Here is a 15336-nt window from a genome sequence, read left to right as displayed (position 1 = left end):
TTTTTGGGGTAATGCAATGTTGTTGCAATCGGGAAAGGCTAGCCCTTCGTCCGGAAGCGAGCGGAGGGCCGGATCATGCGAATACTGCTTGTCGAAGACGAACTGGAACTGGCGCGGACACTGAAGGACGCGCTTTCCCGCCATGACATGCTGGTCGATCATGTCCAGACCATCGCCGATGCGTCTTCGGTTCTGCGGGACAGGGTCCATGATGTGGTGCTGCTCGATCGGCGCCTGCCCGATGGGGACGGGTTATCTATCATTCGTCCACTGCGCGCCGCAGGGATCACCATACCGGTCATGATGCTCTCGGCGCGAGGCGATCTCGCCGACCGGGTCGACGGTCTCGATCAGGGGGCGGATGATTACCTGGGCAAGCCCTTTGCCACAAGCGAGCTGGTGGCCCGGTTGAGAGCCCTTTGCAGACGGCCAGCAAAGGTCGATGACGACGTGATCCGGGCCGGAAGACTGGAATTCAACGTTCAGACGATGGAAGCGCGCCTCGGTCGCCGCCTGCTGGTGATGCCCCGCCGGGAACGGCTCGTCCTGGCCACGCTGATGCGCAGGGTGGATTGCATGGTCCTGCGCAGCTCGTTGATGGAGGCGGTGTTCGGGCTGGATGACAGCGTGCAGTCGAACGCGCTCGACTCCCATGTATGCCGGCTCCGCAAGAAGCTGGCCGAAGCCGAGTCCGGGCTGCTGCTGGAAGGCATTCGCGGCGTTGGATACATGCTGCGGGAGGCGGAATAGATGCAGAGCCTGAAAACGACCCTGATCCGGCGGCTCGTGATGCTTCAGGGCGCCATTCTGATCAGCGTCATGCTCGTGGCAGTCAACGGAATCTGGCTCTATGTGTCTGAGTCGGGCTACTATGAAAGCGGTGCCATGGATGCACTAGAGGATGCCGTCTACCGCCGCAGCGACGGCGCGATCGGTCTGGAGGCTACGCCGGCCCTGGCGCGCATCAGGCGGGAAACCGCCGGCTTCTGGTTTCACATTCGCGACGAGCGGGGCCGCAGCCTCAGCGGAGGGCGCATGCCCGAGAGCTTCCGCCCCGCCCTCGATCTTCTCCCGCTCGTCGGACAGCTGGAGATCGCAGGGCCCGAGCGATTGCCGGGATCGGTGATTGCGCTGGCAAAATGGAAGGACACGGCGGCAGGGCGGGTGCAGATCTTCACGATTGCCCATCCCTTCCTGACCTGGAGCCGGCTGCTGATGGGGGCTTCCTACATCAGCCTTGTGGTGACGCTCCCGCTGCTGGCGCTGATCGTCGTGGTCACGCTGCTGGCGACGCCCTGGGTCGTATCCCGGGCCTTTTCCGGTCTGGAGGCCCTCAAGCGGCAGGCAGACGCCATCGACGTGGACCGGGAGGGCGTCCGCCTCTCGGACAAGCCCGTGCCAGCGGAGGTTCAGCCGCTTGTCCGGGCGGTGAATGCCGCACTCGACCGTCTCGACCACGGTTACGAGCGCCAGCGTCGGCTGCTCGCCGATGCGGCACATGAGCTGCGGACCCCCATCGCGGTTCTGACGGCGCATGTGGAGGAGCTTCCGCCCGGCGCCGGAAGACAAAGGCTCGCGGAGGATGCGTCGCGGTTGGCCACGCTTGCGGGCCAGCTTCTGGACTTGCAAAGGCTGGAACTGCAGCCGATCCGTTACGGGACGGTGGAACTCAACGCTCTGTCGCAAAGGGTTCTGGCTTCCATAGCGCCACTGGCCTTCCGCGCGGGATATGCGGTGGATTTCCAGCCCGCGCCGCGGGACATCCACGTCAAGGGCGACGAGATGGCGCTGGAACGCGCCCTCACCAATCTCTTGCAAAATGCGATTGATTACGGGGGATACCGGGGCCGGATCTGCCTGCGTCTCGAGCAGGACGGCTCGATCGAAATCGAAGACGAGGGCGACGGCGTCCCTCCGGCGGAGCGCGACCGGATCTTCGAACCCTTTCACCGGCTGGCGCAGGATGCGCGAGGGGCCGGATTGGGTCTCAATCTCGTCAAGCGCATTGCGGATCTGCATGGGGCGACGGTCGCCTATATCGAAAGGCCGGGTCGAAAGGGCGCGTGTTTCGCCCTGCGATTCGGGCTGGCCGGTCGCGACACGCCGGCCACAAAAGCCATACCTCATGCTTCCTGACCTTCTTTCTGCCCCTTGTCGCACGAGGGCAGACAGGTGCCATGCTGATTCAATCCTTCCGTTCGACCATGCCGGGCAGAGAAGCCGACGGAAAGGATCGACACATGAAGGACTGGCTCCTGTTCTTGCGCCATTGGGCCACGGCGCCCCTGCGAACGGCGGCCATCGCGCCGTCGAGCCGCGCGCTCGCAAGGATCATGACGCGCGAGATCACGCCGCAAACGGGGACGGTGATCGAGCTTGGCCCGGGCACTGGCGTTTTCACCCGCGCCCTGCGAAAGCGGGGTATCCCCGAACGGGACATCACGCTGATCGAGGTGAACGCCGAGTTTGCTGCTCTGCTGCGCCGCCGTTTCCCGCTTGCCCGCACGCTGGAAATCGATGCGGCCACCCTTTCGTCGGTTCCCGAACTTTGCGAAGGGCATGCCGGCGCGATCCTGAGCGGTCTCGGCCTGCAAGCCATGCGCAAGCGGACCATTCTGAGAATCACCGAAAGCGCCTTTCGCTGCCTGTCGCCCGAGGGTGCCTTCTACCAGTTCACCTACGGGCCCCGATGCCCGATTCCCGAGGACATCCTCTTGCGTCTCGACCTCGAGGTCGAGCGGATCGGCGGTACGTCGCTCAACCTGCCCCCTGCATCGGTCTATCGGATCCGACGGCGCAAGCGGCGTGGAAACGCTCCGTTTCAGGAACCGTCTGTCTTGCAATTACCACAATCAAGGCGAGGCTAAGGCCATTGGCCTCCCGCAATCGACCAGATGGCGAATCAGGCGCAAACCGCGATGATGCATTCGATTGCCTCTTTGGCTGTTTGTCGCTTTGAACCGCCCTATCCACGATGTCCCCGGCCATCGGGGCATTTTCAACCTATTGTTTTTTAAAGATATCATGACCAAAAAAACGCTCGTTTTCTCCGCCTCCTTCCTGATCGCAGCAGGCGTCGCGGCCGGATTTGCCCTGCCGTCCCGTGCCGAGGAAAACGGAGCGGCCGTTGCCTCAAAGCCGGTCGTGAAACGGCTTTCGGCACTCGAAGTGCTTGTTGTACGGCCGCAGACGCATCGGGAAAGCCTGCGCATTGAGGGCTTTCTCATGCCGGCGCGCAAGGTGGTGTTGTCGGCCAAATTGTCCGGCGTGGTCACCGACGTCACTGCGGATGTGGGTGACCCGGTGAGGAAGGGTGACGTTCTGGTCCGTTTCAATGAGGATCAGGCGCAATTGCAGCTTGCCGGCCGGGCTGCCCGGGCGCAGGGAAAGGAAGCCGAGCTGGACCGGGCCAGGCGGGAACTGGAGCGGGGCCGCGGGCTTGCCGAAGGGGGAACCGTCGCTCTTTCCAAACTGGCGTCGCTGGAAACGGATGTCAGGATGCTCGAAGCCGAGCGGGATGCCTTGCGCGCCGAGGAAGGGGAGGCACGCAGGCAGCTCAAGGAAGCCCAGCTTTCCGCACCCTTCGATGGCACCGTCAGCCAGCGCAAGATCAGCCCGGGCCAGAGCGTCTCCGAGAATACGGAACTCATCGAAATCGTCGATCCGTCGACCATGACCCTCACGGCCGCGGTTCCGCTGGAGGCAACGCCCCGCCTTTCCGTCGGCCAGACGGCAGAGATCCGGATCGAGGGGCTGGACGCACGGATGCTCAGCGCCCGCCTGGACAGGATCGCGCCGGTTGCCCTGGACACATCCCGTTCGCTGCAGATTTTCCTGACGGTCGATGACCGCGAAGGCATGTTGCGCGGGGGCATGTTCGCACAGGGGGCGCTTCACCTTCGCAGCGACCAGAATATCATCGCCATACCCATGCCGGCCTTGCAGGAAAAGAACGGAGAGAGTGCCGTCCTGCTCGTGTCGGACGGCCGATTGGTCGAGCAGCCGGTCACGCGAGGACGCCTGCTGGATGACGGCAAGCTGACGGAAATCCGCAAGGGCCTCAAGTCTGGGGACACGATCCTTGCCCTTCCCCTTCCCGGAATGGGCGCGGGGGCAGCGGTCGAGATCGTCGGGCATGACGGGGTCAAGCCATGATCCTTGCCCGCATTTCCATCGCTCAACCCGTTTTCGCGGCCATGATGATGGTTGCCATCCTGGTGCTTGGCTTCGTGTCCTGGCTGCGGCTTCCCGTTGACCTGCTTCCGGCGGTCGACCTGCCGGCCGTGGTTGTCACGACCCGCTATGAGGGCGCCTCCGCGCTTACGATGGAACAGCAGGTTACCAAACCGGTCGAAGACGCCGTCGGCACCATTTCCGGCATCAAGCGGGTGACCTCCCGGTCGGCACCGGGCTATTCCGCCGTTTTTGCCGAGTTCAATCTCGATGTGGCCTCGCGCGATGCCGCCGACGAAATTCGCGAGCGTGTCTCGCGTCTGCAGGGCACGCTGCCGAAGGGGTCGGATGCGCCCGTGATCACGCGCTTCAATCCGCAAGAAGCCCCCATCATGTCGCTTGCGCTGAATTCATCCTCGGTGTCGCTGACCGAACTTACGGGATTTGCCGAGCGCATCCTCGTGCCCCGGCTCCGGCGCGTGCCAGGCGTGGGACAGGTGAGCATTGTGGGCGGAAGCCCCTCCGAGATCCGGGTCAAGCCTGACATCGCGGTGCTGTCCTCCTTCAACATGTCCGTTACCGATCTGATCGATCGCATCCAGAAGGCAACGCAGGACAATGCCGTCGGGTCGATCAAGTCCATCACCCAGGAACGCAGCGTCACCTTGAATGTGGTTCCGCGCGACCTCGCCGCGTTTCGCGAGATCGTGATCGGCTGGGACAAATCCGGCCGTGCCATCCGGCTCCGCGAGGTGGCAGACATCAGCGAAGCGGGCTCCGAACCGCAAAGTCGCGCCTGGTACAACGGCATTCCGACCATCGGGCTCGATATCGTGAAAATCGATGGTGCCAATACGGTTTCGGTCTCCAAGGGGGTTCAGGCGGAGGTCGAACGGCTCAAGGTCGATCCGGCTTTTCGCGATCTGGATATTGCGGTCTCGCAGGATTCGTCCCGCCCCATCATCCAGCAGATCGGCGATGTGGAGAGCACGATCCTGGAAGGCGGCATGCTGACCGTCATCATTGTCCTGGTGTTCCTCAATTCCTGGCGATCCACGGTCATCACGGCGCTGACCCTGCCCATTTCCGTGATCGGCACCTTTGCGGCTGTTTCCTTCATGGGCTTCAGCCTGAACATCCTGACCATGCTCGCCCTGTCCATCTGCATCGGCATTCTGATCGACGATGCCATCGTTGTGCGCGAAAACATCAGCCGGCACGCGGCCATGGGCAAGGATCGCAAACGGGCCGCCATAGAAGGAACCTCCGAAATCGGCATCGCCGTCATGGCAACCACGCTCTCGATCGTGGCGGTCTTCCTGCCGGTGGGCTTCATGGGTGGCATTCTCGGCCGCTTCTTCTACCAGTTCGGCATCACGGTTTCGGTCGCCGTCCTGATCTCGCTTTTCGTCTCCTTTACACTCGATCCGATGCTGTCCAGTGTCTGGCCGGATCCGCCGCGCACCGGGAAGCGGGGCTTCCTGTCCCGCGGGCTGGATCGGTTCGAGCACAGTTTCGTGCGCCTTTCCGGTTTCTATGGCCGGCTGATCGCCTGGTGTCTGGATCACCGGTGGATCGTCACCGTGGCCGTCATCGGTTTTTTCGTGGGCAGCCTGTTCATCGTCCCGCGCATCGGAACCGAGTTCGTGCCCGAGTCGGATGAGGGCATGGTTTCTGTCAGCCTGACCCTGCCGGAAGGCTCCTCCTCGGACTACATGGCGGACAAGGTTCGCGATGCGGAGACCCTGATTCGGACCTTGCCGGATGTGAGCGCCCTTTACTCCACCGTGAATGGCAACGAGGGCGGACAGACGAACAAGGCGCAGATCACCATCACCATGGTTCCGGCAGAGCTGCGGTCCAGCACCTCCATGTCGCTCGCACCCGAGGTTCGAAAGGTTTTGTCCGCGCTGGCCGGCGTGGAGGTGGAAGTGGGGCGGAATGGCGGCGGGGACGAGGAATCGAAGCCGGTGCAGATTTCGGTCCTCGGCGAGGACATGAACCAGCTCGAAACGGTCGCCAGCGCGCTCGTGGAGAAATTCAGGGGCGTCGAGGGGCTGACGGATATCGAAAGCTCTTCCGCAAAACGCCAGCCGGCGATCGTCATCGAGCCGCGAATGGACGTGCTTGCCAATCTCGGCGTCAATGCCGATCAACTGATCCGCAATCTGCGGCCCCTCGTTTCCGGCGAGAAGATCGCCAGCTGGGGGGAGCCCGGAGCCCGCACCCGCTTTGTCGTCCTGCGTCTTTCGGCCGAGGACCGGCGGTCGGTGGACGATCTGAAAAACCTGCGGATTCCCGCTGCGGCCAGCGCCGAAGGCCTGCCCCAGACCGTGCGGCTGTCGCAGGTGGCGGATGTGCGGGAGGAGACCGCGCCCCAGGCCATCTATCGCCGGGACGGAGATCGGGAGGTGCGCATCTCCGCCAATGTTTCGCAACGGCCCCTGGGCGCGATCATCGAGGACGTCACCCGCATCACGCAGGCGGCGCCCCTGCCGGCGGGCTATCGCATCACTGTCGGTGGCGAGGCGGAAGACCTGGCGGAGAGCTTCGGATATGCCGTTCAGGCCCTCCTGCTGGCCGTCATCTTCATCTATCTGATCCTCGCCTCGCAGTTCAATTCCTTCATCCAGCCGGTGGCGATCATGACCAGTTTGCCGCTGTCGCTAACGGGCGTGCTGCTCGGCCTTCTCGTGACGGGATCGACGCTCAATCTGTTTTCGATCATCGGCTTCATCACGCTGATGGGGCTGGTGACCAAAAACGCTATTCTGCTGGTGGACCATGCCAACACGCTTCTCAAAGACGGGCTGAGCGACCGCGAAAGCCTTGTGGAGGCCGGCAAGATCCGCCTGCGCCCGATCATCATGACCACGGTGGCCATGATCGTCGGGATGTTGCCGCTCGCCGTCGGCATGGGCGAACGAGCGTCGATGGCCCATGCCATCATCGGCGGGTTGCTGTCTTCCACGATCCTGACCCTGATCTTCGTGCCGGTCGCCATTTCGTTGCTGAACTCGCTCCGCAACCGGGGCCGCAGGCTGATCGCGCGCCTTTCCCGCTGAAGCGGATAGGGCGCAACGGGTGCGCGCCGTCAGTCGGCGTTCGCATCCCCTTCGAGCAGGCGGGACACGTTTCGGTCGCCATGACCGGCCGCGACCGCCTTTTCGTAGAAGGCGAGCGTCGCGCCTGCGGATGCGCTCGTCCCGCCCAGGCCTTCCGCCATGCTGAGAAAATATTGGAGATCCTTCAGGGCATGCCCAACGGAAAACCGGTAGCCGTCGAAATCGCCTTTCAAGGCCGGCTCGACGATGCGTTGCAGCGCCACGGAATTGTTGGAGCCCTGCAACATGACACCATAGAGAGACGCCCAGTCCACGCCTGCGCGGCGCGCGACCTGGAATGTTTCGGTGATGCTGGCAACCATGCTGACCACCAGATAATTGGAAATGAGCTTTGCCTTTGCGCCTGATCCGGGAGGCCCCATGGGCGCAATGCGGGCGCAGAGAACCGAAAGCACAGGGCGAACCCGCTCGAGCACCTCCGGGCTGGCGCCCACCATGGCGCCAAGCGTTCCTTCGGCTGCCTGGACGGCGCCGCCTGCGACCGGCGAATCCACGAAGAAGCAGCCTTTCGCACCCAGCCGATCCACCATTTCTGCGGCAAGCGCCGGTTCGGACGTGCCCATGTCGATCACGATCTGGCCCGGCTTGAGCGAGGTCTCGAAGTTTGCAATCACCTGCCGTGCGGTTTCCGTATCCGGCAGGCACAAAATGATGACACCGGCGCCTTCTATCAGATCGGCCGTCGTGCGGGCTTCCCGCGCGCCCTTTTCCACCAGGGCATCGACATTTTCGCGACTGCGATTGGCAATCACCGACAGGCCATGGCCTGCCGCCAGCAGGCGTTCGCCCATGCCCTTGCCCATGATCCCCGCGCCCGCAAGTGCAACCTGCATTCGCTCCATCGACAGCCCCTTCCCGCTCGGTAAATCCGGGCCCGGATCGACCCGACGCCACCCTATCGTGGTGACGCCGCAAATCCAGAGGGCGGGCGCAGAAAAGACGGCCTCGGAAGCCCGCGCCCGTCGAACTCAAGCCACCGGTGCGCCGATCAGCAGGCCAATGCCCGCGGTTGCGGCCATGGCGAAGGCACCCCAGAACGTGACACGAACGGTGGCGACCAGAACATTCGCTCCTCCAGCCCGGGCGCCTATGGCGCCAAGCACGGCGAGGAAGAGAAGCGATGCCACAGCCACGAAGGGGAGGATCAAGGGGGCCGGTGCGAGAAGCAGAGCCAGCAGGGGCAAGGCAGCGCCGATCCCGAACATGGCCGCCGATGTCAGCGCCGCCTGCACCGGTCGTGCCGCCGTATGGTCGAGGATGCCGAGTTCGTCCCGCGCATGGGCGGCCAGCGCATCGCGCGCCGTCATCTGCTCGGCAACCTGCCGTGCCAATCCGTGGTCGAGGCCGCGCTTGACATAAATCTGCGTCAATTCTTCGAGTTCATGTTCCGGCTGTTCCAGAAGCTCGCGGCGCTCTCGCTCGAGATCTGCCATTTCGGTATCGGCCTGCGAACTCACCGAGACATATTCGCCAGCGGCCATGGCCATGGCGCCGGCCACAAGCCCCGCCACGCCGGCGACGAGTGCATTCTCGCTGGAGCCTGAGGCCGAGACCACGCCCAGGATCAGGCTTGCCGTGGAAACGATCCCGTCATTGGCCCCCAGCACCGCCGCGCGCAGCCAGCCAATTCTCTCGATAAGGTGGGTTTCCTTGTGACTCAACATGTCTGCACCATCCAAAGTTGATCGACCCGCTTATGCCACGGCCAACCTGACAGGAAGCTGACGAAACGAACAGCCCCCGCGCCTAGCGAAGGACCAGCCAGCCTGAAAAGATGATGATGACGGCACCGGCTATGGTGAAGGGCTCGATGGGCGTTTCGAAGATCAGCAGGCCATAAAGGCATCCCCAGATGATCTGGCTGTACTGGAACGGTGCGATGACCGAGGCATCGCCCATGCGGAAGGCCCGCACCAGCAGGATATGCCCCCCAAACAGGAGGATGCCCCCGGCGACGGCGAGGAGCCAGCCATGCGTCGAAACCGCCACAAACCCGCCATTGGCCATGGTGACGATGCCCGAAATGAGGAGCAACAGGGTCATCAGCGTCACGATCAGGGCCGTATCGGATTCGGCAGCCTTTGCCCGGCGCAGAAGGATCAGCGAAAGCGCAAAGCACAGGGCGGCCCCCAGAGCGGCGGCGTGGCCGAGATTGAGCGGCTGCACCCCGGGGCGGAGGGCCAGCGCAACGCCGGCGAAACCGACCAGAATTCCCGTCCAGGCGACGAGGGAGAGCCGTTCACCGAGAAAGAGCGCTGCCAGCCCCGCCACTATGATCGGCGTTGTAAAGGCAATCAGATAGGCCTCGGAGAGAGGGAGACGGGCAAAGGCGTAATAGATCAGCAGCGTGTCGACCGACAGAAGCACGGCACGGCTGATCGCCAGAACCGGGTAGCGCGGCAGCAGATCGCGGGCGGCACCCGTTATCAGGCCGTTGACGAGGCTCAGTCCGAGGGCGATTGCGGTGATGAGAAAGGTGACCTGCGGCACCGGTACATCGGCAGCCATCAGTTTTACCATGACATCCGTTCCGGAGAAGACCGAAAAAGACAGCAGCACCACCAGGATGGCGCGAAGATTCGACCGCCCCGAAACGGTTTGGGATACGGCGCCGGCCTCACCGGACTGGGACATGTCTTGAGCCACGGGCTTGCCCTTTCGCCGGCCTGCGGGATCTTTTCGGCCGGTCCAGCGCCGCATAGACGATTTGCGCCCCTGGGGCAATTGCCAGCTCTTGGATCTCGGGGCGACGACGCCCTTCGCCGGACCGTCCGACCCTGTGCCGGACGGTCGAAGGGGTCGCCTAGCGACCGTTGCGGCGGCTTTGCGGGTGAAGCGTCTTGCCGAGAATATCTTCATCCCGTCCGATGACATGGGCGCTCGACCCGACGATGAGCGGATCGGGCTGCTGGACGTGTTTCGGAGCACTGCCCGCATAGGGCAGCGACGACAGGAAATGACGCATGCAGTTGAGCCGCGCACGCTTCTTGTCGTCCGATTTGACGATCGTCCAGGGCGCATCGGCCGTGTCGGTAAAGAAGAACATGGCTTCCTTGGCTTCGGTGTAGTCGTCCCATTTGCCGAGCGATGCCTTGTCGATGGGCGACAGCTTCCACTGCTTCAACGGATCGGTTTCCCGCGCTTCGAAGCGCTTGGCCTGCTCCTCGCGGGTCACGCTGAACCAGTATTTGAACAGGCGGATGCCGGAGCGGACCATCATCTTCTCAAGGTCCGGGCATTCGCGCATGAATTCCAGATATTCCGGCGGCGTGCAGAAGCCCATGACGCGCTCCACACCGGCCCGGTTGTACCAGGAGCGATCAAAAAACACGATCTCGCCGCCGGCCGGCAGATGCTGCAGATAGCGCTGGAAATACCACTGCGTGCGTTCCCGCTCAGTGGGCTTCTCCAGAGCCACAACGCGGGCGCCGCGCGGATTGAGATGCTCCATGAACCGCTTGATGGTGCCACCCTTGCCGGCCGCGTCGCGTCCCTCGAACAGGACGACCACCTTTTGACCGGTTTCCTTGATCCAGGCCTGCGCCTTCAGCAGCTCGACCTGCAATTCGGCAATCTGGTCCATGTAAATCTTGTTGGACATCCGGCTTTTGTAGGGATAGGCGCCCGTTTCGAACGTATGCCGGATGGCTTCCGGGTCCCGACGAAGACTGCGGAGATCCACATGGAAAGATCCGCCCTTGATTTCGTCAGGCCCGGTGGATGCGGGGTCTGACGGCAGGGGCCCGGCCAGCACATCTTCCGGGGCGGCGGCCGCTTCCGGCTCATTTGCAGTTGCAAGGGGGTGATTTTCTTCTTCGGTCATTCCGTCCTCCTTCTTCTTGGCGTTTGACAAGTCTGCGCCTGCGGAGGCCGGGTCACTTTGCGATAGATCAAGCGGACCGGTCAGAAAATCACGAAATTCGAAGAGACGGATAAAACCCGAACTTTGCCCGGATTACTGCGCTTCCAGCGGGTTCCAGTACTTGCGCAACGGCGGACGGGGGCTTTCGACGACGATGCCGTCCTTTTCGCACCGATAGACGATTCCTGCCCCTTTCTGGCCCAGCGAATTCGGGCGCAGGGCATTCTGCAGGCGCATCTCCTGCGTGCAGGTCACGCCCTCGTCGCTGCCCTTGTCCGCATCGGCCGCCTGGACGCCCGGAAGATCCTTGTAGGGCAGAGCCTTGTTGACGGCGTCTTGGGAAAAGTCCTGCGCGCATGCCAATGCCGGCAGCAGGGCAAACAGCAGGCCTGGAACGATGATCCTGATATGATGGTCCATGTCGATATCTCCCCTTGCGGGATCCGTCATGCGCCGGGTCTGCGGCAAAGTGTGGGCGGACCGTAGAGATAGCCGATCCGCTGCACGGCTGCCTGGAAATTTTCGCGGATGACGGACATGGTATGCCCGCTGGCATGGAGGAGGATGTCCTCGTTTTCCATGATGCCCACATGCCCCTTCCAGAAGACGAGGTCGCCACGGGTCAGCTCCCCGATCGCGACCGGTGCGCCGTAGCCATCCCGTTGCATGTCGGAATCGCGCGGAGCTGCGCGACCCGCCATCTGGTGGGCCAGCTGGACAAGGCCGGAACAATCGATACCGAAGCCGGACCGGCCTCCCCAGAGATAGGGCGTTTCCAGGAATGTCAGCGCGATCGCCACCGGATCGGCGAGCGCCGTGTCCTCCAGGCGGCGACAATGGGCGGCAATCACCGCCTCCCCGCCTTCCAGCAAGACATAGCGCGTGCCGCGCGTTTCGGCCTCGCCCGTCACGCAAAGGCGGCTTCCCATCGACAGGGCGGCGAGAGGTGGCCTTTTCAGCTCGGGGCCGGGATAGGCAAAGGTGCGGGGTACGGACACCACATGCGTGGCCGAAACCGTACCCTCCCGGATGACGCTTTCCTCGAGATAACCCACATAGTCGTCGAGCAGGGACTGAACGAAGACCCAGCCATCGCGCCGGTCGAAGATGCGGATTTCCTCCCCGCGCAGCAACTGGGTATCGGTACCGGCCTCCCGCTCGGGCCTCGGTTTCAGATCGACCACCGGCATTGAGACATATCCGGGCGTGCCCTCGACATAGCGGGGTGCTTCGACGCGACCTTTCAGGCGAATATCGGCCAGGTCGTCGCGATAGGCATGGATACGTCGATCGAGAAGCGACATGGACACTCCGTGAGGGTTCGCAACAGGCCTCGATACCTAACAGGCAACGTCCATTCTAGTCGAGCCCATGCGCCACACCGATCACACGGTCGCCAAAACGCTCCAGAAACAGAGCGCCGGAAACGGTCCGCTTGATGATGACATTGCGCATGTCGCGCGGGTCGCGGGCGCGATCCACCAGCCCCAGCTCACCCATGCGGTCGAGCGCACGGGTGATCACCGGCTTGGTCACGTTCAGCAAGGCTGCCAGCCCGCGCACCGTGTGCGGGGGCGGCACGAGATAGATCTGCAGCAGGATTGCCATCTGCCGAACGGTCAGGTCCGGCAGATCGTCCTGAACCTGCCCGACCAGCACCTGGTGCCAGAGGCCAAGAGCTTGCGAGGGGCTGAGTTCCACTGTCATAGCGGCAATCCTCGTTCGGTTGCAGAGCAGCCAGCAGAGGTCCGTCCCCCACAGGAACGGACCCGCCGGCCGGCTCAGGCCGTGTGATGGCGCAGATAATGGTAGAGGGCGCGGATGGCTTGCGCCTCTCCGCCCACCGGCGAATGCGGCCGTTCCGATTGCGCCCAGCCATAAATATCGAAATGGGCCCAGTTGCGCGTACGCGACACGAAGCGCTTCAGGAAAAGCGCTGCCGTGATGGCTCCGGCCATGCCACCCGACGGGGCATTGGTGAGATCGGCGATCCGGGCGTTGATGTCCTTTTCGTAGCCCTTGTAGAGCGGCAAGCGCCAGACCGGATCATCCGTTTCGAGACTGGAGTCCTCGATGCCCTCGGCGAGATCGCGGCTGTCGGTAAAGAAGGGGGGAAGATCGGGGCCGAGGGCCACGCGGGCAGCGCCTGTCAATGTCGCGATGTCGATCAGGAGATCGGGCTCCTCCTCGTCGGCATAGGCGAGCGCATCGGCAAGAATGAGGCGACCCTCCGCGTCGGTATTGTCGATCTGCACCGTCAAGCCCTTGCGGCTGCGATAGATATCGCCGGGGCGGAAGGCATTGGCGGAAATCGAATTCTCAACCGCCGGGACGATCACACGGAGATCGATTTTCAGCTTGGCATCCATGATCATCAGGGCGAGCCCCAGGACATTGGCGGCACCGCCCATGTCCTTCTTCATCAGGAGCATGGATGACGAAGGCTTGATGTCCAGACCGCCCGTATCGAAGCAAACGCCCTTGCCCACCAGCGTCACCTTGCGGTGGCCCTTCTTGCCCCACCGCATTTCGAGCAGTCGCGGCGCATCTGCGGAAGCGCGGCCGACCGTGTGAACCAGCGGAAAATTGGCCTGAAGCAGGGCTTCACCGGTTATGACGCTCACTTCGGCCTTGTAATGGGCGGCGAGCTGGCGGAACGCGGCTTCGAGTTGCACAGGCCCCATATCGTTGGTCGGGGTGTTGATCAGGTCCCGAGCCAGAAACACGCCGGCAAGCTGGCGGCGGATATCGGTCGCATCCGCATCGGCGGGAATGAGAAGAGTGGGGCCCGGCTCTGCCGCCGCACGGTATTTCTCGAACCGGTAGCTGCCAAGGCCGAAGCCGAGCGCCAGGCGATTGGCGGTGAGAGGGGCGGTTTCCACATGCCATTCGCCGGCCGGGAGGGTGCGGGCGAGCTTGCCGGTGAGGAAGGGAGCATCGGACGGATTTTTGCCGAGCCCGAAAAGGGCACCGCCGAGATGCCCGTCATTGGAAGGAATGAGAAGCACCGAGCCGGTTTCGGCGCGGTAGCCCGCCTTGCGCGCCCAGTCCAGCGCAACCGGATCGATGGTGCCGGTTTCGATATGGGCCGGGGTGACGGCGAAGATCGGCAAGGTCTTCCCGCCCTTGGAGGTGAAAGGAGTGTGTCGCTCGATGAACTGGAAGGGGGCCATTTTGATTCTTTCGATCTGGCGGCAGGCGGCGTCTTTAACCGTCCGTTAAGGTTAACAGAATATTGCTTGACCCAAGGTTTGGCTTTGGGATTCGGGAAAATCCCGGCCAGTTCATTCCAGGGGCTTTTCAGATGACAGCATGGGCGTACAGAACACCGGGCAGTCGCCGTCTTCTTCAGGGAGTGTGTCTCGTATTTTGTACCCTTTCCTTGGCGGCCTGCACCACGAGCCGCAGCAACCTGACAACGGGCTCCATCTCCCGCTCCTTCTCCAAACCGGTGGAGGAAATGAACGAGATCGAGCTTCGGCAGGCCGAAGAGAGTATCGGACGAGCTTATGAAAAAAGTCCAAAGGACCGCAATGCCGGTCTGAACTATGCCAATCTCTTGCGGATGACCGGCAAGAACGGTCAGGCGCTGGCGGTGATGCAACAGGTGGCGATCAACTATCCGAACGACCGGGAAGTTCTGGCTGCCTATGGCAAGGCACAGGCCAGCGCAGGCCAGCTGGAACAGGCGCTTTCCACCATCGAGCGGGCACAGACGCCCGACCGGCCGGACTGGCGGCTTGAATCGGCCCGGGGAGCGGTGCTCGACCAGATGGGACGGACGGACGAGGCGCGGCTGGCCTATCGCAGCGCGCTTAACATCAAGCCGAACGATCCGACGGTTCTTTCCAATCTCGGCATGTCCTACCTGCTGTCGGGCGACGCGAAGACCGCGGAAACCTATCTGCGCAGTGCCTCCGCACAGCCCGACGCCGACAGTCGCGTGCGGCAGAACCTGGCGCTTGTCGTTGGCCTTCAGGGCCGGTTCGGCGAAGCGGAACAGATCGCGACGCGGGAACTCGATCCGCAGCAGGCCAGTGCCAACATGACCTATCTTCGTTCCATGCTGTCGCAGCAGAATTCCTGGTCGAAGCTCGCCCAGGACGACAAGAACGGTAAGGCTGCAAAGGCCAGCGCGGTAAACTGAATCCGACGCCGGCTGCATCCTCCGCAATT

14 protein-coding genes are annotated in these 15336 nt (G+C 63.0%); 6 read left to right on the top strand and 8 right to left on the bottom strand.

All coding sequences use genetic code 11. From position 1 onward, the window contains the following. Positions 1–75: 75 nt before the first annotated feature. The 5 genes from ACT54B_RS06740 (at position 76) to ACT54B_RS06720 (ending at position 7238) form a co-directional block, all read left to right on the top strand. Positions 76–750, top strand: a complete 675-nt coding sequence (locus ACT54B_RS06740; protein WP_476043808.1) for a response regulator transcription factor — start codon at positions 76–78, stop codon at positions 748–750. Continuing rightward, a complete protein-coding gene (locus tag ACT54B_RS06735; RefSeq protein WP_476043806.1) occupies positions 751–2136 on the top strand; it encodes a sensor histidine kinase in 1386 nt (461 codons plus the stop codon). 104 nt (positions 2137–2240) lie between these two features. After that, positions 2241–2867, top strand: coding sequence for a class I SAM-dependent methyltransferase (locus ACT54B_RS06730; RefSeq protein WP_476043804.1), 627 nt, complete (start codon positions 2241–2243; stop codon positions 2865–2867). Between the two features lie 157 nt (positions 2868–3024). Further along, the gene (locus ACT54B_RS06725) at positions 3025–4155 is read left to right on the top strand and encodes an efflux RND transporter periplasmic adaptor subunit (RefSeq protein ID WP_476043803.1); all 1131 of its coding nucleotides are present in this window, start codon (positions 3025–3027) and stop codon (positions 4153–4155) included. Next, positions 4152–7238, top strand: a complete 3087-nt coding sequence (locus ACT54B_RS06720; RefSeq protein WP_476043801.1) for an efflux RND transporter permease subunit — start codon at positions 4152–4154, stop codon at positions 7236–7238. The genes ACT54B_RS06725 and ACT54B_RS06720 overlap by 4 nt, the downstream gene beginning before the upstream one ends. A gap of 29 nt (positions 7239–7267) precedes the next feature. Here the strand turns inward: ACT54B_RS06720 and ACT54B_RS06715 are convergent, their stop codons facing one another. From ACT54B_RS06715 to ACT54B_RS06680, 8 genes are all read right to left on the bottom strand, one after another. Continuing rightward, positions 7268–8140: an NAD(P)-dependent oxidoreductase gene (locus ACT54B_RS06715; RefSeq protein WP_476043799.1), complete on the bottom strand. Its 873-nt coding sequence runs from the start codon at positions 8138–8140 to the stop codon at positions 7268–7270. 126 nt (positions 8141–8266) lie between these two features. After that, positions 8267–8962, bottom strand: coding sequence for a VIT1/CCC1 transporter family protein (locus ACT54B_RS06710; RefSeq protein WP_476043798.1), 696 nt, complete (start codon positions 8960–8962; stop codon positions 8267–8269). Between the two features lie 82 nt (positions 8963–9044). Continuing rightward, positions 9045–9944 carry a DMT family transporter gene (locus ACT54B_RS06705; protein WP_476043796.1) on the bottom strand — a complete coding sequence of 300 codons (900 nt, stop codon included), beginning with the start codon at positions 9942–9944 and terminating at the stop codon, positions 9045–9047. A gap of 157 nt (positions 9945–10101) precedes the next feature. After that, positions 10102–11121, bottom strand: a complete 1020-nt coding sequence (gene ppk2, locus ACT54B_RS06700) for a polyphosphate kinase 2 (RefSeq protein WP_476043795.1) — start codon at positions 11119–11121, stop codon at positions 10102–10104. A gap of 132 nt (positions 11122–11253) precedes the next feature. Beyond that, on the bottom strand, positions 11254–11580 hold the full coding sequence (locus tag ACT54B_RS06695) for a hypothetical protein (protein WP_476043793.1): 327 nt from the start codon (positions 11578–11580) through the stop codon (positions 11254–11256). 26 nt (positions 11581–11606) lie between these two features. Beyond that, the gene (locus tag ACT54B_RS06690; RefSeq protein ID WP_476043791.1) at positions 11607–12464 is read right to left on the bottom strand and encodes a C40 family peptidase; all 858 of its coding nucleotides are present in this window, start codon (positions 12462–12464) and stop codon (positions 11607–11609) included. Between the two features lie 55 nt (positions 12465–12519). Further along, positions 12520–12867 (bottom strand): MarR family transcriptional regulator, encoded by a 348-nt coding sequence (locus ACT54B_RS06685; protein ID WP_476043789.1) that lies wholly within the window; start codon positions 12865–12867, stop codon positions 12520–12522. Positions 12868–12941: 74 nt separating this feature from the next. Continuing rightward, the gene (locus tag ACT54B_RS06680) at positions 12942–14333 is read right to left on the bottom strand and encodes a leucyl aminopeptidase family protein (RefSeq protein ID WP_476043788.1); all 1392 of its coding nucleotides are present in this window, start codon (positions 14331–14333) and stop codon (positions 12942–12944) included. 131 nt (positions 14334–14464) lie between these two features. On the opposite strand from ACT54B_RS06680, the gene ACT54B_RS06675 reads away from it, so the two are divergent. Further along, positions 14465–15307: a tetratricopeptide repeat protein gene (locus ACT54B_RS06675; protein WP_476043787.1), complete on the top strand. Its 843-nt coding sequence runs from the start codon at positions 14465–14467 to the stop codon at positions 15305–15307. Positions 15308–15336 lie beyond the last annotated feature (29 nt).

The organism is Gellertiella sp. DMC107, from assembly GCF_056313605.1.
This window is presented reverse-complemented; position numbering and strand designations above follow the sequence as displayed.

Bases quoted from the DNA above. Each gene is read 5' to 3' on its own strand.
- ACT54B_RS06725 (WP_476043803.1), top strand. From the start codon at position 3,025: ATGACCAAAAAAACGCTCGTTTTCTCCGCCTCCTTCCTGATCGCAGCA.
- ACT54B_RS06685 (WP_476043789.1), bottom strand. From the start codon at position 12,867: ATGACAGTGGAACTCAGCCCCTCGCAAGCTCTTGGCCTCTGGCACCAG.
- ACT54B_RS06680 (WP_476043788.1), bottom strand. From the start codon at position 14,333: ATGGCCCCCTTCCAGTTCATCGAGCGACACACTCCTTTCACCTCCAAG.
- ppk2 (WP_476043795.1), bottom strand. From the start codon at position 11,121: ATGACCGAAGAAGAAAATCACCCCCTTGCAACTGCAAATGAGCCGGAA.
- ACT54B_RS06740 (WP_476043808.1), top strand. From the start codon at position 76: ATGCGAATACTGCTTGTCGAAGACGAACTGGAACTGGCGCGGACACTG.
- ACT54B_RS06675 (WP_476043787.1), top strand. From the start codon at position 14,465: ATGACAGCATGGGCGTACAGAACACCGGGCAGTCGCCGTCTTCTTCAG.
- ACT54B_RS06730 (WP_476043804.1), top strand. From the start codon at position 2,241: ATGAAGGACTGGCTCCTGTTCTTGCGCCATTGGGCCACGGCGCCCCTG.
- ACT54B_RS06695 (WP_476043793.1), bottom strand. From the start codon at position 11,580: ATGGACCATCATATCAGGATCATCGTTCCAGGCCTGCTGTTTGCCCTG.
- ACT54B_RS06735 (WP_476043806.1), top strand. From the start codon at position 751: ATGCAGAGCCTGAAAACGACCCTGATCCGGCGGCTCGTGATGCTTCAG.
- ACT54B_RS06710 (WP_476043798.1), bottom strand. From the start codon at position 8,962: ATGTTGAGTCACAAGGAAACCCACCTTATCGAGAGAATTGGCTGGCTG.
- ACT54B_RS06720 (WP_476043801.1), top strand. From the start codon at position 4,152: ATGATCCTTGCCCGCATTTCCATCGCTCAACCCGTTTTCGCGGCCATG.
- ACT54B_RS06690 (WP_476043791.1), bottom strand. From the start codon at position 12,464: ATGTCGCTTCTCGATCGACGTATCCATGCCTATCGCGACGACCTGGCC.
- ACT54B_RS06715 (WP_476043799.1), bottom strand. From the start codon at position 8,140: ATGGAGCGAATGCAGGTTGCACTTGCGGGCGCGGGGATCATGGGCAAG.